The organism is Roseateles sp. NT4 (assembly GCF_051857475.1).
Taxonomy (GTDB): Bacteria; Pseudomonadota; Gammaproteobacteria; order Burkholderiales; family Burkholderiaceae_C; genus Pelomonas.
In genome coordinates this window covers 187,072-211,070 of the sequence record NZ_JBPZGZ010000001.1, presented here as the reverse complement: position 1 = coordinate 211,070, position 23,999 = coordinate 187,072, and the positions used below count along the sequence as shown (strand labels likewise).

At 68.8% G+C, this 23,999-nt stretch carries 24 protein-coding genes; 11 read left to right on the top strand and 13 right to left on the bottom strand.

Annotated elements, in window-relative coordinates:
* Positions 1-7: 7 nt before the first annotated feature.
* From kdpC to kdpF, 5 genes are read right to left on the bottom strand one after another with little or no spacing between them, the layout of a single operon-like run.
* Positions 8-595 carry a potassium-transporting ATPase subunit KdpC gene (gene kdpC / locus ACS5PN_RS00990; RefSeq protein ID WP_439462080.1) on the bottom strand — a complete coding sequence of 196 codons (588 nt, stop codon included), beginning with the start codon at positions 593-595 and terminating at the stop codon, positions 8-10.
* A 9-nt stretch (positions 596-604) separates the two neighbouring features.
* Positions 605-1,303 carry a TorF family putative porin gene (locus ACS5PN_RS00985; RefSeq protein WP_439462079.1) on the bottom strand — a complete coding sequence of 233 codons (699 nt, stop codon included), beginning with the start codon at positions 1,301-1,303 and terminating at the stop codon, positions 605-607.
* Between the two features lie 17 nt (positions 1,304-1,320).
* The gene (gene kdpB, locus ACS5PN_RS00980) at positions 1,321-3,375 is read right to left on the bottom strand and encodes a potassium-transporting ATPase subunit KdpB (RefSeq protein WP_439462078.1); all 2,055 of its coding nucleotides are present in this window, start codon (positions 3,373-3,375) and stop codon (positions 1,321-1,323) included.
* Complete coding sequence (gene kdpA, locus ACS5PN_RS00975) at positions 3,372-5,150, bottom strand: potassium-transporting ATPase subunit KdpA (RefSeq protein ID WP_439462077.1); 1,779 nt, start codon at positions 5,148-5,150, stop codon at positions 3,372-3,374. The genes kdpB and kdpA overlap by 4 nt, the downstream gene beginning before the upstream one ends.
* The gene (kdpF, locus tag ACS5PN_RS00970) at positions 5,147-5,239 is read right to left on the bottom strand and encodes a K(+)-transporting ATPase subunit F (RefSeq protein WP_082532572.1); all 93 of its coding nucleotides are present in this window, start codon (positions 5,237-5,239) and stop codon (positions 5,147-5,149) included. The genes kdpA and kdpF overlap by 4 nt, the downstream gene beginning before the upstream one ends.
* A 211-nt stretch (positions 5,240-5,450) precedes the next feature.
* On the opposite strand from kdpF, the gene ACS5PN_RS00965 reads away from it, so the two are divergent.
* Positions 5,451-6,185, top strand: a complete 735-nt coding sequence (locus ACS5PN_RS00965) for a substrate-binding periplasmic protein (RefSeq protein ID WP_439462076.1) — start codon at positions 5,451-5,453, stop codon at positions 6,183-6,185.
* On the opposite strand, the gene ACS5PN_RS00960 is transcribed toward ACS5PN_RS00965, so the two are convergent.
* The 3 genes from ACS5PN_RS00960 to ACS5PN_RS00950 form a co-directional block, all read right to left on the bottom strand.
* Positions 6,169-6,870: a riboflavin synthase subunit alpha gene (locus tag ACS5PN_RS00960; RefSeq protein WP_439462075.1), complete on the bottom strand. Its 702-nt coding sequence runs from the start codon at positions 6,868-6,870 to the stop codon at positions 6,169-6,171. The genes ACS5PN_RS00965 and ACS5PN_RS00960 overlap by 17 nt on opposite strands.
* Positions 6,871-6,918: 48 nt before the next feature.
* The gene (locus ACS5PN_RS00955) at positions 6,919-8,127 is read right to left on the bottom strand and encodes an ammonium transporter (protein ID WP_439462074.1); all 1,209 of its coding nucleotides are present in this window, start codon (positions 8,125-8,127) and stop codon (positions 6,919-6,921) included.
* Between the two features lie 131 nt (positions 8,128-8,258).
* Positions 8,259-8,636: an ArsC family reductase gene (locus ACS5PN_RS00950; RefSeq protein ID WP_439462073.1), complete on the bottom strand. Its 378-nt coding sequence runs from the start codon at positions 8,634-8,636 to the stop codon at positions 8,259-8,261.
* 15 nt (positions 8,637-8,651) lie between these two features.
* Between ACS5PN_RS00950 and ACS5PN_RS00945 the strand changes: the two genes are divergently transcribed.
* Positions 8,652-9,383 (top strand): leucyl/phenylalanyl-tRNA--protein transferase, encoded by a 732-nt coding sequence (locus tag ACS5PN_RS00945; protein WP_439462072.1) that lies wholly within the window; start codon positions 8,652-8,654, stop codon positions 9,381-9,383.
* Positions 9,380-10,114 (top strand): arginyltransferase, encoded by a 735-nt coding sequence (locus tag ACS5PN_RS00940; RefSeq protein WP_439462071.1) that lies wholly within the window; start codon positions 9,380-9,382, stop codon positions 10,112-10,114. The genes ACS5PN_RS00945 and ACS5PN_RS00940 overlap by 4 nt, the downstream gene beginning before the upstream one ends.
* Positions 10,115-10,117: 3 nt before the next feature.
* Here ACS5PN_RS00940 and ACS5PN_RS00935 read toward each other — a convergent pair whose 3' ends face one another.
* Together ACS5PN_RS00935 and ACS5PN_RS00930 are read right to left on the bottom strand one after the other, a co-directional pair.
* Entirely contained in the window at positions 10,118-11,380 is a 1,263-nt protein-coding gene (locus ACS5PN_RS00935; protein ID WP_439462070.1) for a pyridoxal-dependent decarboxylase, exosortase A system-associated, read from the bottom strand.
* A gap of 7 nt (positions 11,381-11,387) precedes the next feature.
* Positions 11,388-12,977, bottom strand: a complete 1,590-nt coding sequence (locus tag ACS5PN_RS00930) for an acyl-CoA ligase (AMP-forming), exosortase A system-associated (protein ID WP_439462069.1) — start codon at positions 12,975-12,977, stop codon at positions 11,388-11,390.
* 100 nt (positions 12,978-13,077) lie between these two features.
* On the opposite strand from ACS5PN_RS00930, the gene ACS5PN_RS00925 reads away from it, so the two are divergent.
* The 5 genes from ACS5PN_RS00925 to ACS5PN_RS00905 are packed head-to-tail and all read left to right on the top strand — an operon-like array spanning position 13,078 to position 16,626.
* The gene (locus ACS5PN_RS00925; protein ID WP_439462068.1) at positions 13,078-13,335 is read left to right on the top strand and encodes an acyl carrier protein; all 258 of its coding nucleotides are present in this window, start codon (positions 13,078-13,080) and stop codon (positions 13,333-13,335) included.
* A complete protein-coding gene (locus ACS5PN_RS00920) occupies positions 13,332-14,135 on the top strand; it encodes a hydrolase 2, exosortase A system-associated (RefSeq protein WP_439462067.1) in 804 nt (267 codons plus the stop codon). Before ACS5PN_RS00925 ends, ACS5PN_RS00920 begins: the two co-directional genes overlap by 4 nt.
* Entirely contained in the window at positions 14,132-14,986 is an 855-nt protein-coding gene (locus tag ACS5PN_RS00915) for a hydrolase 1, exosortase A system-associated (RefSeq protein WP_439462066.1), read from the top strand. The genes ACS5PN_RS00920 and ACS5PN_RS00915 overlap by 4 nt, the downstream gene beginning before the upstream one ends.
* Positions 14,965-15,693, top strand: coding sequence for an ABC transporter permease (locus ACS5PN_RS00910; RefSeq protein WP_439462065.1), 729 nt, complete (start codon positions 14,965-14,967; stop codon positions 15,691-15,693). The genes ACS5PN_RS00915 and ACS5PN_RS00910 overlap by 22 nt, the downstream gene beginning before the upstream one ends.
* A gap of 15 nt (positions 15,694-15,708) precedes the next feature.
* Complete coding sequence (locus ACS5PN_RS00905; protein ID WP_439462064.1) at positions 15,709-16,626, top strand: glycosyltransferase family 2 protein; 918 nt, start codon at positions 15,709-15,711, stop codon at positions 16,624-16,626.
* Between the two features lie 30 nt (positions 16,627-16,656).
* On the opposite strand, the gene ACS5PN_RS00900 is transcribed toward ACS5PN_RS00905, so the two are convergent.
* Genes ACS5PN_RS00900 through ACS5PN_RS00890 form a run of 3 tightly spaced genes read right to left on the bottom strand, consistent with a single transcriptional unit; the run spans position 16,657 to position 20,224 of the window.
* Positions 16,657-17,772 (bottom strand): glycosyltransferase family 4 protein, encoded by a 1,116-nt coding sequence (locus ACS5PN_RS00900; RefSeq protein ID WP_439462063.1) that lies wholly within the window; start codon positions 17,770-17,772, stop codon positions 16,657-16,659.
* The gene (locus ACS5PN_RS00895; RefSeq protein ID WP_439462062.1) at positions 17,769-19,202 is read right to left on the bottom strand and encodes a GMC oxidoreductase; all 1,434 of its coding nucleotides are present in this window, start codon (positions 19,200-19,202) and stop codon (positions 17,769-17,771) included. The genes ACS5PN_RS00900 and ACS5PN_RS00895 overlap by 4 nt, the downstream gene beginning before the upstream one ends.
* A complete protein-coding gene (locus ACS5PN_RS00890) occupies positions 19,199-20,224 on the bottom strand; it encodes an NAD-dependent epimerase/dehydratase family protein (RefSeq protein WP_439462061.1) in 1,026 nt (341 codons plus the stop codon). The genes ACS5PN_RS00895 and ACS5PN_RS00890 overlap by 4 nt, the downstream gene beginning before the upstream one ends.
* A gap of 272 nt (positions 20,225-20,496) precedes the next feature.
* On the opposite strand from ACS5PN_RS00890, the gene ACS5PN_RS00885 reads away from it, so the two are divergent.
* From ACS5PN_RS00885 to ACS5PN_RS00875, 3 genes are read left to right on the top strand one after another with little or no spacing between them, the layout of a single operon-like run.
* Positions 20,497-21,474, top strand: coding sequence for a glycosyltransferase (locus ACS5PN_RS00885; protein ID WP_439462060.1), 978 nt, complete (start codon positions 20,497-20,499; stop codon positions 21,472-21,474).
* Complete coding sequence (locus ACS5PN_RS00880) at positions 21,474-22,457, top strand: glycosyltransferase family 2 protein (RefSeq protein ID WP_439462059.1); 984 nt, start codon at positions 21,474-21,476, stop codon at positions 22,455-22,457. The genes ACS5PN_RS00885 and ACS5PN_RS00880 overlap by 1 nt, the downstream gene beginning before the upstream one ends.
* Positions 22,450-23,952, top strand: coding sequence for a lipopolysaccharide biosynthesis protein (locus ACS5PN_RS00875; RefSeq protein WP_439462058.1), 1,503 nt, complete (start codon positions 22,450-22,452; stop codon positions 23,950-23,952). The genes ACS5PN_RS00880 and ACS5PN_RS00875 overlap by 8 nt, the downstream gene beginning before the upstream one ends.
* Positions 23,953-23,999 lie beyond the last annotated feature (47 nt).

Sequence of the window (23,999 nt, the reverse complement as noted above, 5' to 3'; positions counted from 1 at the left end):
CTCCAGGTCACTTTCTTGTCATCGTCGCATGCTCCAGGGCCAGATTCAGGGCCAGCACGTTGACGCGCGGCTCGCCGAGAAAGCCCAGCACCCGGCCTTCGGTGTGCTGGTCCACCAGGGCCTTCACCTGCTCGACCGGCAGGCCGCGCACGCGGGCGACGCGAGCCAGCTGGTAGTCGGCCGCGGCGCGGCTGATGTGAGGGTCCAGCCCGCTGGCCGAGGCGGTCACGAGGTCGACCGGCACCGGTGCGGCGTTGCCGGGATCGGCCGTGTGCAGAGCCTCGATGCGCGCCTTGACGGCATCGACCAGGGCCGGCGCCGTCGGCGCCAGGTTGGAGCCCGCCGAATTGGCCGCGTTGTAGGGCATGGGCGCCGTGGCCGAGGGGCGGGTCCAGAAATGGCCGGGGTCGGTGAAGCCCTGGCCGATCAGCTCGGAGCCCACCGGCTTGCCGTTCTCCATGATCAAGCTGCCGTTGGCGGCGTGCGGGAACAGCGTCTGCGCGACGCCGGTCACGACCAGCGGGTAGGCCAGGCCGGTGACAAGGCTGAGCACGACGAAGAGGGTCAGCGCCGGGCGGAGGATGGGGTCTTTCATGGTGACTCCTTAAAAGCTCTTCTTCAGGCCGAGGACAAGGCTGGTCTTGCCGAGGTCCTTGCCATTGGGGGCGAGATAGCCCTTGGCATCGGTGCCGACGACGGCGCCACTGAGTACCAGGCCGGAGAAGTCCCTGGCCAGGGTCAGCGAGTAGTCGGTGTAGGACGCGCCGGCATTGCGCTTGACGGTCTGGTGGCCGACATGGGGCGCCAGGCTGAGGCCGCCGCCCAAGTCGAAGCTGGCCGTCAGGTCGAGATAGCCTGAGTTCCTGCTGTCGGCAAAGCCGAAGAGGTTGGTCGTGCTGTGCGAGTACTTGGCCGTGACCGGGCCCCAGGTCGCAGCGCCATAGGCCTCCAGCGTGTTGGCGCTGGGGCTGAGCCGGTTGCTCGGGTAGGCGTATTGCAGCAAGCCGAAGTCCAGGATGAGCCCTGGTGTCAGCTCGGCCTTGTAGCCGCCATAGACGTCGATCTCGACGTCAGAGTTGCCGCCGGCGTCCTTGATCCATTGAAGGGTCGAGGCCCAGCTGCCGACATAGAAGCCGCTCGGCGCGGCGTAGTCGATGCCGCCCTGCAGGGCAGGCTTGAGGCGGGTCTGGGAGATGCCGCGGTAGCGGTAGTCGCTGACCGCGCCGGCGTTGAAGGACAGCTCGTCGGCAAACGCGGGCAGAGCCAGACCCAGCGCGAGAAGGGAGACAGACAGAGTTTTCATGAACTTGAGGAAGAGGTTCAGGCCAGGCCGAAGGCGACCAGGATCAGGTCGATGGCCTTGATGCCGATGAAGGGCACGATGACGCCGCCCAGGCCGTAGACCAGCAGGTTGCGGCGCAGCAGGGCCGCAGCGCCGATGGCGCGGTAGCGCACGCCCTTCAGCGCCAGCGGGATCAGCACGACGATGATCAGCGCGTTGAAGATGACGGCGGACTGGATGGCCGAGTTGGGGCTTTGCAGCCGCATCACATTCAGGGCCGCCAGCTGTGGATAGGTCGACACGAAGGCGGCTGGCAGCACGGCGAAATACTTGGCCAGGTCGTTGGCGATCGAGAACGTCGTGAGAGATCCACGCGTCATCAGCATCTGCTTGCCGGTCTCGACGACCTCGATGAGCTTGGTCGGATTGCTGTCGAGGTCGACCATGTTGCCGGCCTCTTTCGCCGCCTGGGTGCCGGTGTTCATGGCCACGGCCACGTCGGCCTGGGCCAGGGCCGGGGCGTCGTTGGTGCCGTCGCCCGTCATGGCGACCAGCCGACCCTGGGCCTGGTGCTCACGGATCAGGGCCAGCTTGGCCTCGGGCGTGGCTTCGGCGAGGAAGTCATCCACGCCGGCCTCGGCCGCGATGGCCGCGGCCGTCAGCCGGTTGTCGCCGGTGACCATGACGGTCTTGATGCCCATGCGGCGCATCTGGGCGAAGCGCTCCTTGATGCCGGGCTTGACGATGTCCTTCAACTCGACGACGCCCAGCACCTGGACGCCATCGGCCACCACCAGCGGCGTGCTGCCGCGCCGGGCCGCTTCGTCGACGCTGGCCTGCACGCCGGCGGGCCAGCGGCCGCCTTGGGCCTCGACGTGGGCGCGAATGGCGCTGCCGGCACCCTTGCGGATCTGGCGCTCGCCGAGGTCCACGCCGCTCATGCGCGTCTGGGCCGTGAAGGGCACAAACTCGCCGCGCTCACCGGCTGCGGTTGCCGCACCGAACTTGCGATCGGACAGGGCCACGATGCTGCGGCCTTCGGGCGTCTCGTCGGCCAGCGAGGCCAGGCGGGCCGCGTCGGCCAATTGGACCTCGGACGTACCGGCCAGCGGCCAGAAGGCATCTGCCTGGCGGTTGCCCAGGGTGATGGTGCCGGTCTTGTCCAGCAGCAGCACATCCACGTCGCCGGCGGCCTCCACGGCGCGGCCCGAGGTGGCGATGACGTTGGCCTGCAGCATGCGGCTCATGCCCGCCACGCCGACGGCCGACAACAGGCCGGCGATGGTGGTCGGAATCAGGCAGACCAGCAGCGCGACCAGCACCACCAGGCTGACCGGCGTGCCCGCGCCAGCCACCGCCACGCTGAACTGCGAGAACGGCAGCAGCGTGGCGCAGACGCCCAGGAAGACCAGGGTCAACGCGACCAGCAGGATGGTCAGCGCGATCTCGTTGGGCGTGCGCTTGCGCTGGGCGCCCTCGACCATGGCGATCATGCGGTCGACAAAGGTCTCTCCCGGGTTGACGGCGACGCGGGCGATGACCCAGTCGGACAGCACGCGGGTGCCGCCGGTCAGCGCCGAGAAGTCACCGCCGCTTTCGCGGATGACGGGGGCCGACTCGCCGGTGATGGCGCTCTCGTCCACCGAGGCGACGCCGTCGATGACCTCGGCGTCGGCCGGCACGACGTCGTTGGCCTCGACGAGCACCACCTCGCCCTTGCGCACGGTGCCAGCCTCGCGCGGATGCCACTTGAGACCGTCGCGGTTCGCACCGGGCTTCCATTCGTCGACGACCTTGGCCCAGGTCTCCTTCTTCAGGCCGCGCAGCGAGGCCGCCTGGGCCTTGCTGCGCCCCTCGGCCAGGGCCTCCGCGAAGTTGGCGAACAGCACGGTGAACCACAGCCACACCGTCACGGCGATGACGAAGCCGTTCGGCTCGGCGACCGACAAGGCCGTCGTCAGCAGGCTGCCCAGGTAGACGACGAACATCACCGGGTTGCGCAACTGCGTGCGCGGGTCCAGCTTGCGGAAGGCGTCGACCAGGGCCGCGCGGGTCAGCGCCGGGTCGAGCAGGGAAAAGCCGCGGCGGCTCATGATTGGCTCCAAAGGATCAGGTGCTCGACGACGGGGCCCAGGGCCAGCGCCGGCACATAGTTCAGAAGACCGACCAGCAGCACGGCGCCGATCAGCAGCACGATGAAGAGGGGGCCATGCGTCGGCAGGGTGCCTTCGCCCGGGGCCAGGCGCTTCTTGGCCGCCAGCGACCCGGCCATGGCCAGCACCGGCACGATGACGCCGAAGCGGCCCACCCACATCACCAGGCCCAACAGCAGGTTGTAGAAGGGTGAGTTGGCCGACAGGCCGGCAAAGGCGCTGCCGTTGTTGTTGCCGGCGGACGAAAGGGCGTACAGCACCTCGCTGAAGCCATGCGCGCCCGGCGCCGCAATACCCGCCCTGCCCGGTTCCAGCATGACGCTGGCGGCCGTGCCGATGAGCACGGCCAGGGGCGTCAGCAGGATGGCCAGCGACACCATCTTCATCTCATGCGCCTCGATCTTCTTGCCGAGGTATTCGGGCGTGCGGCCGATCATCAGGCCGGCGACGAAGACGGCCAGGATGGCAAACACCAGCATGCCGTAGAGGCCCGAGCCGACGCCGCCGAACACGACCTCGCCGAGCTGGATCAGCACCAGGGGCACGGCCCCGCCCAGCGGCGTGAAGCTGTCGTGCATGGCATTGACGGCGCCGCAGCTGGCGGCCGTCGTGATGACGGCGAACAGCGAGGAGGCCTCGATGCCGAAGCGCACCTCCTTGCCTTCCATATTGCCGCCGGCGGCGTCCACGCCCAGGGCGGCGAAGCGAGGGTTGCCCGCCTGCTCGGCGGCGGTCGTGACAACGACGGCAACGACGAAGATGGCCGTCATCGCGCCCAGGAGGGCCCAGCCCTGGCGCATGTCGCCCACCTGGCGGCCCAGCACGAAGCACAGCGCCGCCGGGATCAGGAAGATGGACAGCATCTGCAGCGCATTGGTCGCTGCCGTCGGGTTCTCGAAAGGATGGGCCGAATTGGCGTTGAAGAAGCCGCCGCCATTGGTGCCCAGCATCTTGATGGCGAGCTGGGACGCCACCGGGCCGAGCGCAATGCTCTGGCTTTGGCCGGTCTTGTCCTCCATGAGGGGCTGGCCGTCGGCGCCCATGAGCGGCTGGCCGGCCGCGTCGAGCTTGGCCTCCTGCCAGCTCTGCGCCTCGACCGTCGTCACGTCCTGATAGGGCTTGAAGGTCTGCACCACGCCCATGCCGGCCAGTGCCAGCGCGAAGACCAGGGACAGCGGCAGCAGCACCCACAGCGTGGCGCGGGTCAGGTCGGCCCAGACATTGCCGATGGCATGGCCCGAGTGGCGCGCAAAGCCGCGCAGCAGGGCCATGACAACGGCGATGCCGGTGGCGGCGGACAGGAAGTTCTGCACCGTCAGCGCCAGCATCTGGGTCAGATAGCTCATCGTCGTCTCACCGCCATAGCCCTGCCAGTTGGTGTTGGTGACGAAGCTGATGGCGGTGTTGAAGGCCGAGTCCGGCGAGACGGCTGCCAAGCCCTGCGGGTTCAACGGCAGCAGGTGCTGCAGGCGCTGCAATGCATAGACGGCAACGACGCCCAGCGCATTGAAGACCAACAGGCCCAGGGCGTAGCGCAGCCAGCCCTGCTCGGCGTCGCTGTTGACGCCGGCCAGCTTCAGCAGGCCGCGTTCGATGCGGTTCAGCCAGCCGACGCGGCCTTCCATGACGGCGTGTATCCAGCGCGCCAGCGGCCAGGCCAGCACGAGCAGTACGACAAGGAAGGCGACCAGCTGCATCCAGGCCGAGGCACTCATGACAGGTCCTCCGGAAACAGCAGCGCCCAGAACAGATAGCCCACCAGACCGACGACGAGGATGGCGGCGGCGAGTTCGAAACCGCTCATGGCTTCCTCCTCGCCAGCTTGTCGCAGCCCCAGGCCGCGAACCCGGTCACGAGCGCGAGAGCCGCGCCCAGACCCAGAAAAACGATGTCCATGACACCTCCTTTTGATGGGAGGAATTCTGGAAATCAGGCCGTCAAACCGCCGACAAGATCGCGGCGGGCGGCATCAAGAAAGCATCAAGAAGCGCGGTGCCGCTTCCTAGAATCGGTCCATGACCTCAATGCACGAGCCCGGCCGCCGTCAGTTGCTGGCTCTTGCGCTCGGGTCGCTGACCCTGCCGGCGCGGGCCGCGCCGCTGGTGCCACTGTTTGTCGGCACCGGCCCGCCGTCGGACCAGACGCCACAGATGCTGGCCTGGCTGGCCGCTCAGTCCGGCCTGGGCTGGGACTACCGGCCCACGCCGTGGCTGCGCGCGCAGAAGCTCACCGCTTCCGGCGAAGGCGTCATGTACGGCCTCAGCCGCACGCCCAAGCGCGAGAAGGAGCTGCTGTTCAGCCTGCCCATCTGGACCAACCACACCTGGGCCGTCGTGCGCCGCGGCGAAGAGACCTCGCTCAAGCACTATGGCGACCTGGACGGCCAGGCCGTCTGCTGGGCGCGCGGCTCCAGCTATGGCGAGCTGTTCAGCGCTGCCGGCCTGGGCCGCATGCTGGCGCTGGAAGCCAACGACGACGACACCGCCCTGCGCATGGCCGCGGCCGGACGCTGCCGGGCGGCGCTCATCACGCTGGAGACTGGCGACGCCGCACTGGCAGCCCGCCACCCGGCCCTGGCCGGCATGCAGGAGCGCGGCCTCGCGCTTGCGCCAGTGACCATGACGACGACCTCCCTGCACTTCGCCACCGGCCTGAACAGCCGCTGGACCTGGGTCATCGAGAGGCTCAACCGCGTCGTGGCACGCTCGCGCGCCGAGCTGGACCGGCTGCGCCTCAGCGCGGCAGAGTGAGCTGGGTCAGCTCGATGCCGCGCTCCCTGGCGATGGCTTCCAGCACCGGCAGCAGCGGGCCGAGTTTTTCGTCCAGCGCGTCGCGCACCGTGTCGACAACGACCTGGGTGCTACGCTCGATCTCGATGTGGACCGCATCGCCCACATCCTTGGCGCCGAAGGTCGTCATGCGCAGGGTCTCGGGGATGAGCCAGACCTCGAACCAGCCCGAGCCGTCGCGCTCGCGCTGGGCCTCGGCCACGGTGAGACTGCAGCCATTGACGCCGATGTAGCCCTTGGCGAAGACATAACGCATCCACGGTGCAGGCAGCGCAAAGCGGATGACATGGTTGTTGTCGGGCTTGCGGATGGCGGCAATGCGGGCCGAGACGTCGACGTGGCCGGACAACGGATGGCCGCCGATCTCGACGCCCTCTTTCGCGGCACGCTCGACGTTGAGGCCGGAGCCCACCATCAGGCCGCCCAGCGTCGTCAGGTTCAGGGTCTGGGCCATCACGTCGAAGCTGGCCACATCGGGCGCTGGCCTTTCGGTGACGGTCAGGCAGACGCCGTCGCAGGACACGCTGGCACCGATGGCCAGCTCTTGGTCAAAGCCCTCAGGGAACTTCAGGTGCAGGGTGTGCAGGCCCTCGCGGGCCTCGATGGATTCGACGCGGGCGACGCCCTGGACAATGCCTGTGAACATGGAAAACAGGCCTCCAGGGAGGCCTTGGTGAACAGCGTTCGGACCAGCTTACCAGCTCACTTCGCGGTCCGGTGTCGCGCCAATCTTGTGGATGGAAAGATCGGCGCCCTCGAACTCCTGCTCGGCGTCCAGGCGCAGGCCGGTGATCTTGCGGATGACACCGTAGACGACAAAGCCACCCGCCAGCGCCCAGGCCACCCCACCCAGCGTACCGATCAGCTGGGCGCCGAAAGACACGCCGCCGATGCCGCCCAAGGCCTTCTGGCCGAAGATGCCACAGGCGATACCGCCCCAGGCACCGCACAGGCCGTGCAGGGGCCAGACGCCCAGCACGTCGTCGATCTTCCAGCGGTTCTGCGTCAGGGTGAAGAACTGCACGAACACCCAGCCCGCGATGCCGCCGGTGACCAGGGCGCCCAGCGGGTGCATGACGTCCGAGCCGGCGCAGACGGCGACGAGGCCGGCCAGCGGGCCGTTGTAGGCAAAGCCTGGATCGTTGCGGCCCAGCAGCACGGCCACCAGCGTGCCACCGGCCATGGCCATCAGCGAATTGACGGCGACCAGGCCGGACATCTTGTCCAGGGTCTGGGCGCTCATCACGTTGAAGCCGAACCAGCCCACCGTCAGCACCCAGGCGCCCAGGGCCAGGAAAGGGATGCTGGAAGGCGGGTGGGCGCTCATGGCGCCGTCCTTGCGGTAGCGGTTCAGTCGCGGGCCCAGCAGCAGCACGGCGGCCAGGCCAATCCAGCCGCCCACGGCGTGCACGACGACGCTGCCGGCAAAGTCATGGAACTCGGCGCCGTTGGCAGCCTTCAGCCAGGCCTGGATGCCGAAGGCCTGGTTCCAGGCGATGCCCTCGAAGAAGGGGTAGATGAAGCCGACGATGATCGAGGTCGCGGCCAGTTGCGGGCCGAAGCGGGCCCGCTCGGCGATGCCGCCCGACACGATGGCCGGGATGGCGGCCGCAAAGGTCAGCAGGAAGAAGAACTTGACCAGCTCATAGCCGTTCTTCTGCGCCAACTGCTCGGCGCCGACGAAGAAGTGCGTGCCATAGGCGACCGCATAGCCGACCAGGAAATAGGCCAGCGTGGACACGGCGAAGTCCACCAGGATCTTGACCAGGGCATTGACCTGGTTCTTCTTGCGCACCGTGCCCAGTTCCAGGAAGGCAAAGCCCGCATGCATGGCGAGCACCATGATGGCGCCCAGGAGGATGAAGAGCGCATCAGCGCCCTGCTTGATCGATGTCGTCTCCAACGCTGTCTCCGGCCGGCGGCTCCAGACCTGGGCGACATGCACCAAGCCGAGCCAAACCGCACCGAAATTGCAAATTCAATGCCCGCTTTTAAGGCATGAATCCAGCACCCATCAGCACCACAAGCGGGCGGTCAGCCCTTGTTTGGTGCTTTCTGTGCACTCTTCTCGAACGCCTCTGCACTGAATCCGAGCGTCCAATGGCCGTCCGGCCAGCGCACGACGGGCCGCTTGATGACGCTGGCCTGCTCCAGCATCAGGGCCGTCGCGCTGGCGTCGTCGACGACGGCGGCCTGGGTCGCGTCGTCCAGCTTGCGCCAGGTCGTGCCGGTGCGGTTGATGAGCTTGTCGCGGCCGAAGGCCTTCAACCAGGCCGGCAGCAGTTCGGCGGGAACGCCCTGCTTCTTGAAGTCGTGGAAGGTGACCTCCAGGCCCTGGTCGGCCAGCCAGGTGCGGGCCTTCTTGACGGTGTCGCAGTTGGGGATGCCATAGACGGTGATCATGGGCGGCATGGTACGGTGCCAGCCATGATCGACTGGCTCGACGAAGCGACCTTGGACTTCCCGCCCAGCCGCCGTGCGCTCGGGCCCGACACTGACGCTCCCGGCCTGCTGGCCGCCGGCGGCACGCTGACCCCCGAGCGCCTGGAGGCCGCCTACCGCCGCGGCATCTTTCCCTGGTACGGCCCCGGCCAGCCGCCGCTGTGGTGGGCACCCGACCCGCGCATGGTCCTGCAGACGGCTCACTTCAAGCTGTCGCACTCGTTGCGCAAGACGGTCGCGCGCTTTGCCCGCACGCCCGGCTGCGAGATCCGCATCGACTTCGATCGCGCCGCCGTGCTCAAGGCCTGCGCCAGCGCACCGCGCGAAGGCCAGTCGGGCACCTGGATCGTCCCCGAACTGCAGGCCGCCTACCTGGCCTGGCCGGCCATGCACAGCATCGAGACCTGGATGGACGGCGAGCTCATCGGCGGCCTCTACGGTGTCAACCTGGGGCGCATGTTCTATGGCGAGTCCATGTTCATGCGCCGCACCGACGCCTCCAAGATCGCCCTGTGCGCCCTGATCTGCCTGTGCCGGGAATTCGGCATTCCCTGGATCGACTGCCAGCAGAACACCCCTCACCTGGCCTCCCTGGGTGCGGCAGAAGTCCCACGGGCGGCCTTCGAGGACCATCTCGCCACCCATGTCGGTGAAGCCACGCCCGGGCCCTGGACCTATCATTCGGCCTACTGGCACCGGATCCTCGACCTCACGTGACCCACCCCAAAGAACTGCCGCTCGCGCAGATCCAGTTCTATGCCACGGCCGCCTACCCGTGCAGCTATGTGTCGGGCCGCCAGGCGCGCTCCCAGGTCGCCACCCCCAGCCATCTCATCCACGCGGACGCCTATTCCAACCTGGTGGCCGCGGGCTTCCGCCGCAGCGGGCTGTTCACCTACCGCCCCTATTGCGACCAGTGCCGGGCCTGCATCGCCCTGCGCGTGCCGGTGAGCACTTTCGAGGCCACCCGCGCTCAGCGCCGCGCCTGGAAGGCTCACCGCCATCTGCAGGCCAAGGTCATGCGCCTGGGCTATTCGCCCGAGCATTACGCCCTCTATCTGCGCTACCAGGCCGGCCGGCACTCGGGCGGCGGCATGGACCACGACAGCGTCGACCAGTACACCCAGTTCCTGCTGCAAAGCCGCATCAACTCACGCCTGGTCGAGTTCCGCGAAACCATGCCGGATGGCAGCACGCCGCTGCGCATGGTCTCCATCCTCGACATCCTCAACGACGGCCTGTCGGCGGTCTACACCTTCTACGACCCCGACGTCGCCGGCAGCCTGGGCACCTATGGCGTGCTGTGGCAGATCCAGCAGGCCAAGGAATTGAAGCTCAATCACCTCTATCTGGGCTACTGGATCGAGGAGAGCCCCAAGATGGCCTACAAGGCCGGGTTCAGGCCGCACCAGATCCTGAACAACGGCGTTTGGGAAGACGCTTCCTAGGCCTTAGACCAGCACCTCGACGCAGGCCGGATGTCCCAGGAAGCCCTCCGGGCTGGCGCTGCGCCCGTAGGCGCCGCTCTGGTAGACCAGGGCCAGGTCGCCGATCTCGCCCTTGGCCATGTCCATGCGGTCGGCCAGCAGGTCCAGCGGCGTGCACAGGGGGCCGACGACGCTGGCGGCCTCGGTCGCGGTCTCACGGCGGCCTTGCGGCTCGACGGAGGCCGGGTAGTTCTTGCGCAGCACCTGGCCGAAATTGCCGGAGGCCGACAGGTGGTGGTGCAGGCCGCCGTCCGCCACCAGGAAGACCTGGCCGCGCGAGACCTTGCGGTCAACCACGCGGCTGACGTAGACGCCGGCCTCGCCGACCAGATAGCGGCCCAGTTCGATGACCAGCTTGGCGGCCGGCAGATCGGCCTTGGCGCGGGCTTGCAGCGCGGCCAGGTTGTCGGCGATGGGCGCCAGGTCCAGGCGCGTCTCGCCCGGGAAATAGGGAATGCCGAAGCCGCCGCCCAGGTTCAAAAACTTGACGGGCGAAGGCGCGGCCTCGGCCAGGCGCAGGGCCAGCTCATAGCTCTTCAGCTGAGCCTCGCAGATGGCTTCGGCCTTCAGGTTCTGGGAGCCGGCGAAGAGGTGGAAGCCTTCGAAGGCGATGCCTTCGCCCTTCAGCCGGCCGACTTCGGCCAGCACCTCGGGCAAGGCCTCGGCGTCGATGCCGAACTGCTTGGGGCCGCCGCTCATGCGCATGCCCGAGCCCTTGAGCTCGAAGTCGGGGTTCACGCGCAGGGCGACGCGGGCCGGCAGGCCCAGGCGCTGGGAGGCACGGGCCAACGGCGCCAGTTCGCGAGCCGATTCGACGTTGACCAGCACGCCGGCCGCCACGGCCTGACCCAGCTCGATGTCGCGCTTGCCGGGGCCGGCAAAGCTGATCTCGTGCGGGTCAGCACCGGCATTCAGCGCCACCTGCAGTTCGCCGGCCGAAGCGACGTCGATGCCATCCACCAAGCCGGCCATCAGCTGGACCAGGGCCGGCATGGGGTTGGCCTTCATCGCGTAATGCAGCTCCAGCCCCGAGGGCAAGGCGGCACGCAGCTCGGCGACGCGGGCCTTCAACAGGCCGCGGTCGTAGGCATAGAAAGGCGTCTGGCCGACGCGCTCGGCCAGCACCGACAGGCGCTGGCCGCCGATCAGCAGCTCGCCCTGTGCGTCGCGCGGGAAGAGGACGGGTGCGTGCTCGAGGGCACGCTTCGGGGCGGTGGGTTCGCTCATGCAGAGATCAGGCGTTGAGGCGTTCGGCCCAGTCGGTCGACAGGGTCTTGCGGTCGATCTTGCCGTTGGGGTTGCGCGGCAGCGGGCCGCTGCGCGCGTCGATGCCGTGGGGCACCATGTAGGCCGGCATGCGCGCCTTGCAGGCGGCGGTCAAAGCGGCCAGGTCCAGCGCGGCGGCACCTTCCGGCGGCGTGGCAATGACCTGGATGGCCTGGCCCAGGGTGTCGTGATAGACGCCGAAAGCCACGCATTCGCCCACCAGGCCGGTGGCGTAGAGGATCTCCTCGACCTCGGTGGGGCTGACGCGGTAGCCCGAGGTCTTCATCATCTCGTCACGGCGGCCGACGAAGTAGAGGAAGCCTTCGGCATCGCGCTTGACCGTGTCGCCCGAGAACACGGCGAACTCGGGAAGTTGCAGGCCGCCCTCGCGGCCGCCGACACCGATCGGCAGCGGCTTGTAGCGCTCGGCCGTCTTCTCGGCATCGTTCCAGTAGCCCAGGCCCACCAGGGCACCGCGGTGCACCAGCTCGCCCGGCTCGTCCGGCGCGCATTCGCTGCCGTCCTCGCGCAGCACCAGGATCTCGGCGTTGGGAATCGCCTTGCCGATGGAGTCGGGGCGGCGGTCGACCTCGCTGGGCGGCAGATAGGTCGAACGGAAGGCTTCGGTCAGGCCATACATCAGGAAGGGCTGGGCCGAGGGCGCCTTGGCGCGCAGCAGGTCCAGCGTCGCGCGCGGCATGCGGCCACCCGTGTTGGCGAAGTAGCGCAAGTTGGCGTCGATGGCAGCCGGCCATTCGAGCTGGGTCAGCTGGATGTAGAGCGGTGGCACGGCGGTCAGGCCGGTCACCTTCTCGCGCTCCATGGCCTTGAGCACGTCCTTGGGCAGCAGATAGTTCAGCAGCACGACGCGCGCGCCGCTGTGGAAGGCCGTGGTCAACTGGCTGAAGCCGGCGTCGAAGGACAGCGGCAAGGCAGCCAGCAAGGTGTCGCTGGCGCGGTTTTGCAGATAGCTGGCCACGCTCTTGCCACCCGCCACCATGTTGCGATGCGACAGCACGACGCCCTTGGGCCGGCCCGTCGAGCCGGACGTGTAGAGGATGGCCGTCATGTCGGTGTCGATGACGCGGTGGCCGGCGCGGGCCGGTGCGGCCAGCAACTGGGTCCAGTCATGCACCGGCACGGGTGCCGAGCCCGCGCCGCTGGTCAGCACCACATGGCGCAGCGACGGGCATTGGGTCAGCACCTCGCCCAGCTGGGACAGGCGCTCGGGCGACGTGACGAGGACGCGCACATCGCAATCGCGCAGGATGAAACTGACCTGATCGGGCTTGAGCAGGGGGTTCAGCGGCACGAAGACGCCACCGGCGGCCGGGGCGCCAAAGCTGGCAACGACGGTTTCGAAGCGCTTCTCCAGGTAGATGGCGACCCGCTCGCCGCGGGCCAGGCCCAGCTGCATCAGGCCGCTGGCAAAGCCGCGCACGGCGGCGTCCAGTTCGCCATAGCTCAGCGTCGCCGCGCCATAGGTCAGGGCCGGGGCGTCGGGCGTGCGCTCGGCGGCGACGGCCACCAACTCGTGCAACAGGGTCGATTCGGGCATGAAAAAAGTATCTCACGCGACCCTTGAGCCGAGGGGTGCGCGCCCCGGGAGCGAGGGGGGAGCCCAGCTAAACTGCGCGGCTGCTTTTGGAAGCCCCTTCATGGACAAAGATCAGGTCCTCGGCCACGTGCTGAGGCTTCTCGACGATGTGCTGAGCCTGAACGGCCGCGCCCAGACCTTCACCCGCGACACCGCCCTGCTCGGCGCCCTGCCCGAGCTGGACTCCATGGCCGTGGTCAGCCTGATCACTGCGCTGGAAGAGCAATTGGGCCTGGTCGTCGATGATGATGACATCGACGGCGACACCTTCGCCACCGTCGGCTCGCTGGCGGACTTCGTCGCCGCCCGCCTGGGTTGATCCCACACCCCGACGTCTTTTTCCTGCCCGCCGCCGGCGGCGAGCAGCGACTCTGCCTGTTCCACGCCGCCCCCGGCGCAGCGCGCAGCAAGGTCCTCTATCTGCACCCGTTTGCGGAGGAGATGAACAAGTCGCGCCGCATGGCCGCCCTGGCCTGCCGGGCGCTCGCCGATGCCGGTCATGCCGTGCTGCAGATCGACCTGCGCGGCTGCGGCGACTCCTCCGCCGATTTCGGCGACGCCGGTTGGGCCGACTGGCAGGCCGATGTGCGCCTGGGGCTGGATTGGCTCGACGCCAAGGTGCCGAACGCGCCGCTGTGGCTCTGGGGCCTGCGCGCCGGGAGCATGCTGGCCACCGCGGACTGGGGTCGCCCGGTCAACTACCTGTTCTGGCAGCCCATGACCAGCGGCAAGCTGGCGCTGCAGCAGTTCCTGCGCCTGAAGCTGGCCGCCGAGATGGCCAGCGGTGCCAGCAAGGGGCTGATGGAGCAGATGAAGACCGAACTGGCCGCCGGCCGGTCGGTGGAGATCGCCGGCTACGCCCTGGGCGCTGCCCTCGCCTCCGGCCTGGAGGCCGCCAAGCTGGCGCCCGCCGGCTCGCCCGGCCGCGTCGAATGGCTGGAACTCAGCACTCGTGAAGACGCCGTGCTGACGCCCGTCAGCGAGCAAGCCATCAAGAGCTGGGGCGACGCCGGCTGGGCCGTGCGCCCGCGCATCGTGCAAGGCCCCGGCTTCTGGGCCACGGCCGAGATCGAACTCGCCCCCGCGCTGATTGCGGCCACCGTGGAGGCCTTGGCGTGAAGGAATCGGTGCTCAGCTTCGCCTGCGAGGGCCAGCCCCTGGTCGGCATCCTGGCCGAACCCGACGGCACGCCGGCCGAGGTCGGTGTCCTCATCATCGTCGGCGGCCCCCAGTACCGTGCCGGCAGCCACCGCCAGTTCACGCTGATGGCCCGTCATCTGGCCGCCAACGGCTTCGCGGCCCTGCGTTTCGACTACCGCAGCATGGGCGACAGCCCGGGCGAGACGCGTGATTTCCTGGCCGTCGACGCCGACATCAAGTCCGCCATCGACGCCTTGCTGGCCGCTCGCCCGACGCTCAAGCGTGTGGCGCTCTGGGGCCTGTGCGATGCCGCTTCGGCCGCCCTGCTCTATCTGGAATCGACCGGCGACACCCGCGTGGCCGGCGTGGCCCTGCTCAACCCCTGGGTGCGCTCCGCCGCGTCGCTGGCCCAGACCCATGTGAAGCACTACTACTGGCAGCGCCTGCGCCAGAAAGAGTTCTGGCTCAAGCTGCTCAAGGGTGGCGTAGGCGCCAAGGCACTGCGCGGTCTGGGCAGCAATCTGCAACTGGCCTGCGGTGCCGGCAAGGCTTCGGATTCGCGCAGCTTCCAGGACCGCATGGCGGCCGGCCTGCGCGGCTTCGCCGGCCCGTCCCTGCTGGTGCTCAGCGGCGATGACTACACTGCCCGCGAATTCTCCGGCTGCGCCGCCAGCGCGCCTGCATGGGCCGGCCTGCTGGAGAGGCCCACACTGGCTCTGCACGAGTTGCCAACGGCCGACCACACGTTTTCGGCCTCGTCGGACCATGACGCCCAGTGCCGCATCTGTTTGGAATGGTTGAGGACACGATGTCTAGCGACAAACCCCTGACGAAGCTGGCTTTCGCCTGCCTCGCGATCAGCCTGGCCATGGCGGCAGCGCTTCCCGCGCAGGCCGCCAAGCGCGCCGACGCCCCGGACGGCTGCGGCCAGTCGCGCAACCGCTACGGCCCCTTCGACTACCGCACCGCGGCACCGCAGCAGCGCTCCATCGTCGAGGAAGCCCACTTCACGCGTGGCGTCGAGTCGCTGACGCGAGGCGAGACCGGCCCCTTTGGCGGCGACATCGGCTACACGCTCGGCGTGTTCCCCAACCATGCCCGGGCCATGATCTCGATGGAACGCCTGTCCGAGAGGGAGAAGGCGGACCAGCCCAAGGGCGCGGAGATGACGGTCGACTGCTACTTCGCCCGCGGCATGGAGTTCGCTCCGGACGACCTGGTCTTTCGCATGCTGTACGTCAGCCATCTGACCCGCCGCAACCGGCTCGAAGAGGCGCAGCGTTTCCTGGCCTATGTGGTGACGCAGGCCGGTGACAGCCCCTTGACCCACTTCAATGCGGGCATGCTGTATTTCGACATGAAGGACTACGACAAGGCCCTGGCGCAGGCGCATCGCGCCATGGGCATGGGGCTGACGCGGACCGATCTGCAAAAGCGCCTTGAATCGGTGGGCCGCTGGCAGGAGCCGCCGGCGGAGCCCGCCGAGGCCGCGTCGGCGGCTTCCGCGGCCGAGCCCGCATCGCAACCCTCCCGCTGAGACCGCCTCCCGCCCATGCCGCGCGTCAATATCGTCGTTCCCGCCTACAACGCCGAAGCCTTCATCGCCGAAACCCTGCGCTCGGCCCTGAACCAGACCTTCACCGATCTGCAGCTCACCGTCATCGACGACGGCTCCAAGGACGCCACCGCCGCCAATGCCTCGCTGGACGATGCGCGCCTGCGCGTCATCTCGCAGGAGAACCGCGGCATGTCGCGCTCGCGCAATCGCGGCATGGCCGAGGTGGATTCGGAATTCGTTGCACTGCTGGATGCCGACGACCTGTGGCATCCCGAGAAGCTTCGCCTGCAGATCGAGGCGCTGCAAAGCCGCCCGGACCACGACTTCTGCTACACGGCCTTCCAGGTCTGGCATGGCGAGCCGCGCCCCGGCTTCTTCCAGGAGCCACGCAGCGGCCGCATCGACGAGACCCTGTCGGGCTGGATCTACCCCCGCCTCATCCTCGACAACCATGCCCTGCCCTCGTCGGTGCTGTGGCGGCGCAGTGCCTGGGACAGCATGGGCGGCTTCCTGACCGACAACCAGCAGACGGACGACTGGGAGTACCTGGTGCGCGCCAGCACCCAGCACCGCTTCGTGCGCCTGGCCGAGCCCTTTGTGCTGTACCGCCAGCACCCGGTCTCGCTGTCGCGGCGCGTGCCGGCGACCAACACCACCGAGCTGATGCGCAGCGACCTGATCCGGCGTTTCGGCATGAGCGCACCAGCCGGTCACACCATCGACGCCCAGGCGCTGCGCGACTTCCAGCACCGCGGCTGGTGTAATTTCGCGGACTCGCACTGTGCCAAGGGCGACCTCGGCCTGGGCCTGAAAACCTTCGCCGGCTTGCTCGCCAGTGGCCCGCACCGCGGGCGTACCTTCTCCAAGATGAGCAAATCGCTGGTGCGCCGCTGGATTCCGAAGAACGAGTAACCCGGCCCGGGCAGCGGCGCCGGGGTGCGCCTAGCGACGCTGGCTGCGCGCCAGCACTTCGCGGTAGACCTCGAAATGCCGCTCGACACTGCTGCGCCAGGAGAAGGTCCTGACCCAGGCGACGGCCGCAGCGGCCTTTTCCGCGCGCACCGCGGCCGGCAGCGCCAGCACCTCGCGCAGCGACGCCAGCCAGGCGTCGAAATCCTGAGGCTCGTTGGTCCAGCTCAGCGGCCCGACGAGATCGACCAGGCTGCTCACGGGGCTGAACAGCACCGGCGTTCCGGCCGCCTGCGCTTCCACCGCGGGGAAGCCGAAGCCTTCGTACAGCGTGGGGTAGATGGCCGCCTGGGCGCCGCGGTACAGCGTCACGAGCTCGCTGTCCTCCAGGAAGGGCGCGAAATGCACGCGGCCGCGCAGGGCCTCGGGCACGCGCTCCAGCGGCGCGGTCCCGGCACCAAAGCCACAGCCGACCAGATGCAGGTCGTCGCGGCCGCTGCGGGCCAGCAGCTCCAGCGCCCAGTCGAAGCGCTTGCGCGGCTGGCCGCCGCCGAGGTACAGCAGATAGGGGGCGTCGCCCAGCGACTGCTGCAGCACGGCAGGCAGGGGCACGCGCACGTCGCTGAAGAACTCGTCGGCGATGCCGTGCGGGATGATGGTCAGGCGATCGGCGAGAAATGGCCAGCGGGTGGCGATGTCCCGCCGCGACGACTCGCTGATGGTGATGACGTGAGCACAGCGTCGCAGCGCCATGCGCTGCACGTCGTGCATATAGAAGCGGTCCAGGCCCCGCCGGTCTTCCTCCCACGGCACCGTGTCATGGATGGTCACGATGGTGGGCACGGGCTGCCAGACCGGCGCGGTGTTCTCGGCGCAATGCAGCAACTGCGCGCCGCTGTCGCGCACCTTGCGGGGCAGCCCCAGTTGCTCCCACAGGTGGAAGCGGTCGCCGCGGAACTCGAACACCTCGGCGTGGCCGATCAAGCCCTCGGGCACGCGGAAGGGCTGGGCCGGGTTGTGGCCATAGGCGGTCCATTGCAGCTGGTCACCGGGCCGGGTGTTGCGCAGCAGCTCCTGCTCGTAGCGGCCGGTGCCCCGCAGATGCGGGACATTCATGCTGCGGCCGGCCATCGCGACGTGAAGGTTCATGGGATCGCTCGCGATGCAGAAGGGATGGATTGACGAAGATGTGCGCCCAGGCGCAGGGCCAGCGCGGCGATGGTCAGGCCGGTGTTGGCAATGCCGCTGGCCGGAATCAGCGAGCCGTCACAGACATGGAGATTGGACAGGCCATGAACCCGGCCGTGCACGTCGCAGACGCCGCCGGCGGCGTCCGTCGACAGCCGCGCCGTGCCTGAGTGATGGGCGGCCGAGCGCAGGTCGCCCTGCCAGCCGCTGAAGGCGCGAAAGCGTTGGGTGACCGGTGCCAGCCAAGCCAGCACGTCCTGGACCGAGGCCTGCAGCTGAGCCAGGTAGTCCTCGGGGAGCACCCAGCGCCGCACGCGGACTTCGGCACCGCTGGCCGCATCCCGCTCGCTCCAGACCGACAGGTCCGCCGAGGTCGGCATCTGGGCGCAGAGCAGCAGCGTGTAGTGGCGCGTCGGCAGATGGATGCCGAACTTGAAGGACAGGATGTCCAGGATGTCGTCCCAGTGCTTCAACAGCTTGAAGTAATGCAAGGGGTTCCAGGGGTTGCGGCGCAACTCGTTCAACACGCTGCCGACGCGCTCGCGGCGGCTGTTGCGGTGGTAGTTGGCCGCGGGGCGCAGCTGGAAGGAGATGTGCAGGCCGGCGCGCTTGACCACCAGCGGCAGGCGCAGATTGCCGTCGGTGCCGCGCACCCGGTAGTTCCAGAGCCGGTACAGCGGCACCGTGACCTCGACCTCGCCGACAAAGCCCATCGGATGGTCTTCGTAATGGGCGCCGGCATGGCGCAGGGCCGGCAGCGCAGCCCGTGCGGCCAGCTTCTGCAGCAGCACCGGCGAACCCAGGCCGCCCGCACACAGCACGAAGACGTCACCCTCGAGCTGGCGGCGCTGACCACCCTCGGCCAGGGTGAGGCTGGCGACGCGGGACCCCGAGCTGTCCAGCTCGAAGTCGACCACCTCGGCCTGCACGACCTCGACCTTGCCCTGCAAGGCCAGGCTGTCCCAGAGATTGCGCGGCCAGCGGGGGTAGTAGAGGCCCTGCATCAGGCCCTCGGGCACACCCAGGCTGAAGTATTTGCGGCGCAGCTCGGCGATGGCCGCTCGCACCGGCGTGATCTCGACGCCGGCCAGCAATGCAAAGGCCTGCTCGTACCAGCCGTCCAGCGTCGCCTTCGGAAACGGCCAGTGCGCCGCGAAGATCTCTTCGTCGATCTCGATCAGGCCGTTGTGCCAGAGCTGGGTCGTGCCGCCCAGGCCGGCGCCCACATGCGGGTCTGTACCGGCCGGCACGCCCGCGTCCCTGACAGGGAAGCGCCGATCGTCGGCCTCGCGGCCCCGTTCAATGATGACGACCTCATGCGAGTCCAGCAGCGCATGCGCCAGCACGCATCCACCCAGGCCGGCGCCAACGATGACGGCCCGCGGCTTCATCGAGCCAGTTCGCCCCGCGCCCGCAGCCAGTCAGCGGTCAGGGCCAGGCCCTGTTCGAAATCGACGCGCGGCGACCAGCCCAGCAGCCGCTTGGCCTTGTCATTGGCGAAGGTGATCGGGAAGGTCTCGCGGCGCACGCGGCCCAGCGGCGGCCAGGGCGAAACGGGAGGGCGCACGCCCGCCAGATGCTTGAGCTTGCGCAGCACGCGCGTGGCCAGGCCGCCCACCGGCTCGGGCGGATGCTCGGCCCACCAGGTCTCGACGGCGGCAGCGGACAGGCTGACGATGCGCGGCGGCGGCTCGACCAAGGCGGCAAAACCGCGGATGAACTCGCCCCAGCTGATCGAGCGGTCGGCATTGATGAACATGGCCTGGCCCACGGCCGCATCGCTCAGCAGCGCTGCTTCGATGGCATCGCAGACATCGTCGACGAACACCGCGTTGCAGACACCGCGCCCGTCGTCGAACAGCGTCACCTCGCCGGCCTTGGCCTGCTGCAGCACCTGGCGCTCGAAATGACCGCCCAGGCCGTAGACCACGGTGGGCCGCAGGATGACGGCCGCCAGGTCGCCCTTGTCGATGGCGGCCTGGACGATCTCTTCCTGCTCGGCCTTGGAATCGGAATAGCCCTCGTCATAGCGCCCGATGCGGGCCGTCTCTTCGCGTGCCGCCTCGATGCCGGGTCGAGGGCCGTGGACCGACATGGTGCTGATGTGCACGAAGCGGCGCACCTTCTGCGCCACGGCGGCCTCGACGAGGCGCCGCGTGGCCTCCGGGCCGCGACCGCCATGGGCAAGATGGATGACGGCATCACAACCCGCCAGCGCGCGCGCGGCGTCACCGGGCACCAGCAGGTCGGCCTGGACCGAAGACCGCCCCGGCTGCGAACCGGCCGCAGAACGGGCCATGGCAACGTAGGCCTGCCCGCCCTGGGCGTCCATGCGCTCACACAAACGCGTGCCGATAAAGCCCGAGGCGCCCGTGATCAGGCATCGCGCCGGGCGCGAGTTGGCATTGCTCATTCGGTGCAGAGGGCCATCAAGAGGGAGTGAAACGCAGGTCCGGAGCACCACAGCGCCGACCCGCACAAGCGGCCGGCGATCATAGGTGACCGAGACGAATTACCGGACGGCGCGGGTCGCCCGATCACGGGGAGTCGCACGCCCTGGGCGGCGGCCTGCGCGGACTACACTTCTGCGCCCCATGGCTGCCCGTTTGCCCAGGCCAACGAAGCGGTTGGAACCCCGGTCGGCGTCGTCGCACGCCCGGCAGCCCGCTGGTGAACCAAGCCCGAATGCCCTCCCCTATTGCCGTCATCATCTGCACCTGGAACCGTGCCGCCGTGCTCGCCGAGACCTTGGCCAGCCTGGCTCAGGTGCGCACGCCAGCGGGGACGGCGGTGGAGGTGCTGGTCGTGGACAACAACTCCAGCGATGACACGCAGGCCCGCCTCACGTCATGGGCCCGCGAATGGCCCCTGGGCCGGCTCCACGCCCTGTTCGAGCCCCGCCAGGGCAAGCAGTTCGCGCTGAATGCGGGCATTGCGCGGGCGCGCGCCCTGGGCTGCGAAGTGCTGGCCTTCACCGATGACGACATCCTGTTCCCGGCCGACTGGCTGGAGCAGGTGGCCGCGGTGTTCGCCCCGCACGCGCTGATGCTGGCCGGCGGCCGCACCGAACTGCAATGGCCGGGCGACGGCCCGCCCACCTGGTATGGCGATTCGATGGCAGCCATCGTCGGACAGGTGGACCTCGGCACCCAACGCCTGCAGCCGCCGCCCGCCACCTATTCCCCCGCAGGCGCCAATCTGGTGGCACGGCTTGCACTCTTCGACCGCGTTGGGGGTTTTTCCGAGGCTCATTTCCGGCACATGGATTTCGAGTTCGGCCAGCGCTGCCTGTCGCGCGGGGAGGTCGTCGCCTACGAGCCGCGCCTGGTCGTCACGGCGCCCGTGGATGCGGCCATCCTGACGAAGCGTTATTTCCGCCGCTGGTCCTTCAAGGCCGGCATCTCGCCCTGGCAGCAGATGGATACGCGCATGCGTCATTTCGCCTGGGTACCCTTGTGGCTGTACAGCCAGCTGGCCCAGGACGCCCTGGGCTGCCTGCTGGCCCCGCTGCGCGGTGAGCCCGAGCCCGTTCGCTTCCAGCGCGAGCTGCGCCTGCGGCGGGCCTGGGGCACCTGCACCAGCCGCTGGGTGTCGCGCCTGCGGCCGGCGGCCTACCCGGCCTGGGTCGAACGGCACTCCCAGAAGAAGCAGAACACCTACTGATGCAAACCACCGCACAGCCTTCTCCTGGCGCACAGCCCGCGGTCAGCGTGGTGGTGGTCACCTACAACGGTGCACCGTGGGTGCGCCGCTGCCTCGGCTCGCTGGCGGACAGCGGCGCCGAGGTCATCGTCGTGGACAACGCCTCCAGCGATGACACCTGTGCCATCGTGTCGGCGGAGTTCCCGAGCGTGGTGCTGATCCGCAACGGCAGCAACGACGGCTTCGGGCGCGGCAACAACATCGGCATCCGGCATGCGCTGGCGCGCGGCGCCCGCTATGTCTTCCTGCTCAACCAGGACGCCTATGTGCTGCCGCAGTCGATGGCGGAGCTGACCGCCTTCATGGATGCCCACCCCCACATCGGCGTCGTCTCGCCGCTGCACTGCAGCCCGGATGCCGAACATGTCGACCAGCGCACGCTGCGCGGCTATCTGCAGCGCCATCTGCCCGGCTATCTGGCCGACGCCTGCATGGGGCGCAGCCAGGCCTACTACGAGACCTTCGGCGTCAATGCCGCCGCCTGGTTCGTGCGCGCCGAGGTCTGGCGCCAGGCGGGCGGCTTCGACCCGCTGTTCTTCATGTACGGCGAGGACGACGACCTGCTGCACCGCTGGCAGCACCAGCGCATCGTGTTCGCGCTGCTGCCGGCCAGCCGCATCGTGCACCTGCGCGAGTCCGTCAAAGGCCCGCGCCCCAGCTGGGTCGGCGAAATCCTGCAACTGGCCCGGCGCCGCCGCGCATTGCTGCTGAACGAGGTCAAGCGGCCCGGCTTCAGCGCGCTGCACATGCTGGCCACGCTGCTGAGCCAGGGTTTTGTCGCGCCTGTGGCCGAGGCCCTGGTCAGCCGCGACGGCAAGGGCTATCTCGCCAGCGTCGTGGCCGGCTGGCAGCTGCTGCTGCGGTGGCCCCAACTGCGCCGCCATGCCAGGCTGACCGCCACCACCGGCCCGCACTTCCTGGCCGACGAGGTGCCCCATGGTTAGCGTCCGCCGCGCGCTGGCGCTGTCGCTGATCGAGCGCTATCTGATGCTGGTGCTGGCGCTGGCGTCCAACATGGCGCTGGCCCGGCTGCTGACACCGGAACAGATCGGCATCTACTCGGTCAGCATGGCCGTGCTGGGCCTGGCCCAGGCGCTGCGCGACTTCGGCATCGGCAGCTATCTGGTGCAGGTTCGCGAACTGGACGAGGAGAAGGCCGGCACCGCCTTCAGCCTGACCATGGGCCTGGGCGCGACGCTGTTCGTCGCCACCCTGGTGGCCGCGCCCTTCGTCGGCGACTATTACGGAGACCCCCGCGTCGTCACGACGCTGCGCATCTGCTCGCTGAACTTCCTGCTGCTGCCCTTGACGACGGTGGCACTGGCGCTGCTGCGGCGCGCGCTGCAGTTCAAGCGCCTGCTGTACGTGATGATCGCCGCCTCCCTGACCGGCGCCGTGGCCTCCGTCGGCCTGGCCGTGTTGGGCCTGGGTGTCAGCGCGCTGGCCTGGGGCGCCGTGGCCGGCAATGCGGCCACCGTCGTGGGGCTGTGGCTGGTCAGGCCGCAATACGGCTTTCCGCGCCCGCGACTCGGCGGCTGGCGTCCCATGCTGGGCTTTGGCGGGCAGGTTTCGGTGACCAGCCTGGTCAATTCCCTGGCCATGGACATGAACGACCTCGTCGTCGCCAAGGTGCTGGGTTTCCAGCCCGTGGCGGTGCTCAGCCGCGCGCAGGGGCTGATGAACATGTTCAACCGCGACCTGATGGGCGCGATCCGCAACGTGGCCCTGCCGGCCTTTGCCAGCGCCCACCGCGATGGCGTGGCGCTGCCGGTGCCCTATGCGCGCTCCGTCGCGCTGGTGACGGTGTTTGGCTGGCCCTTCCACACGCTGGTGGCCCTGTATTCGCTGGAGGTGCTGCACCTGCTGTACGGCTCGCAATGGCACCAGGCCGCAGCCCTCGTGCCGCTGTTCTCGCTGGCCGGGGCCGTGGCGGCCACCAATGCGTTGACGCCCAATCTGCTCACCGCCATCGGGCGCATCGACCTGGTTACCCGTGTGGAGCTGCTGCTGCAGCCCATGCGCATGGTGCTGATCGCCGGCGCCGCCATCATCTTCAAGAGCATCGAGGCCTGCGCCATCGCCTTCATGGCGTCGTCCGTCATCGCGGCGCCCATCTTCGCCGCCGTGCGCCGCCATGCGGTCGGTGACGATCACGGCATCATGCGCAAGGCCCTGATGAAGAGTGCCGTGGTGGCTGCCGCGGCTGCCTTGCCGCCGCTCTGCCAGATCACCTATGTCGGCTGGGGCCATACCGAGCCCTTGCCCGTGCTGGCCTGGCTGCCCGTGGCGGGCCTGGGCGCCATCTTCGCTGCCGTCGCGGTGCAATGGACGCACCACCCCTTGGCCGACGAGTCGCACTTCCAGCGCGCCCGCCGCTGGCTGCTGCGCCAGCCTGCGACGCCGGCACCATCGCCGGTCGACACCTCCAAAAGCCCATGATCCACCGTCCATCGCTTCCGGCCACCCCCTTGCGGCCGCTGTCGGGA

What these genes read in the sequence shown, in the direction of transcription:
- kdpC (WP_439462080.1), bottom strand. Translation starts at nt 595, where the DNA reads ATGAAAGACCCCATCCTCCGCCCGGCGCTGACCCTCTTCGTCGTGCTC.
- ACS5PN_RS00985 (WP_439462079.1), bottom strand. Translation starts at nt 1,303, where the DNA reads ATGAAAACTCTGTCTGTCTCCCTTCTCGCGCTGGGTCTGGCTCTGCCC.
- kdpB (WP_439462078.1), bottom strand. Translation starts at nt 3,375, where the DNA reads ATGAGCCGCCGCGGCTTTTCCCTGCTCGACCCGGCGCTGACCCGCGCG.
- kdpA (WP_439462077.1), bottom strand. Translation starts at nt 5,150, where the DNA reads ATGAGTGCCTCGGCCTGGATGCAGCTGGTCGCCTTCCTTGTCGTACTG.
- kdpF (WP_082532572.1), bottom strand. Translation starts at nt 5,239, where the DNA reads ATGAGCGGTTTCGAACTCGCCGCCGCCATCCTCGTCGTCGGTCTGGTG.
- ACS5PN_RS00965 (WP_439462076.1), top strand. Translation starts at nt 5,451, where the DNA reads ATGACCTCAATGCACGAGCCCGGCCGCCGTCAGTTGCTGGCTCTTGCG.
- ACS5PN_RS00960 (WP_439462075.1), bottom strand. Translation starts at nt 6,870, where the DNA reads ATGTTCACAGGCATTGTCCAGGGCGTCGCCCGCGTCGAATCCATCGAG.
- ACS5PN_RS00950 (WP_439462073.1), bottom strand. Translation starts at nt 8,636, where the DNA reads ATGCCGCCCATGATCACCGTCTATGGCATCCCCAACTGCGACACCGTC.
- ACS5PN_RS00945 (WP_439462072.1), top strand. Translation starts at nt 8,652, where the DNA reads ATGATCGACTGGCTCGACGAAGCGACCTTGGACTTCCCGCCCAGCCGC.
- ACS5PN_RS00935 (WP_439462070.1), bottom strand. Translation starts at nt 11,380, where the DNA reads ATGAGCGAACCCACCGCCCCGAAGCGTGCCCTCGAGCACGCACCCGTC.
- ACS5PN_RS00930 (WP_439462069.1), bottom strand. Translation starts at nt 12,977, where the DNA reads ATGCCCGAATCGACCCTGTTGCACGAGTTGGTGGCCGTCGCCGCCGAG.
- ACS5PN_RS00925 (WP_439462068.1), top strand. Translation starts at nt 13,078, where the DNA reads ATGGACAAAGATCAGGTCCTCGGCCACGTGCTGAGGCTTCTCGACGAT.
- ACS5PN_RS00910 (WP_439462065.1), top strand. Translation starts at nt 14,965, where the DNA reads ATGTCTAGCGACAAACCCCTGACGAAGCTGGCTTTCGCCTGCCTCGCG.
- ACS5PN_RS00905 (WP_439462064.1), top strand. Translation starts at nt 15,709, where the DNA reads ATGCCGCGCGTCAATATCGTCGTTCCCGCCTACAACGCCGAAGCCTTC.
- ACS5PN_RS00900 (WP_439462063.1), bottom strand. Translation starts at nt 17,772, where the DNA reads ATGAACCTTCACGTCGCGATGGCCGGCCGCAGCATGAATGTCCCGCAT.
- ACS5PN_RS00895 (WP_439462062.1), bottom strand. Translation starts at nt 19,202, where the DNA reads ATGAAGCCGCGGGCCGTCATCGTTGGCGCCGGCCTGGGTGGATGCGTG.
- ACS5PN_RS00890 (WP_439462061.1), bottom strand. Translation starts at nt 20,224, where the DNA reads ATGAGCAATGCCAACTCGCGCCCGGCGCGATGCCTGATCACGGGCGCC.
- ACS5PN_RS00885 (WP_439462060.1), top strand. Translation starts at nt 20,497, where the DNA reads ATGCCCTCCCCTATTGCCGTCATCATCTGCACCTGGAACCGTGCCGCC.
- ACS5PN_RS00880 (WP_439462059.1), top strand. Translation starts at nt 21,474, where the DNA reads ATGCAAACCACCGCACAGCCTTCTCCTGGCGCACAGCCCGCGGTCAGC.
- ACS5PN_RS00875 (WP_439462058.1), top strand. Translation starts at nt 22,450, where the DNA reads ATGGTTAGCGTCCGCCGCGCGCTGGCGCTGTCGCTGATCGAGCGCTAT.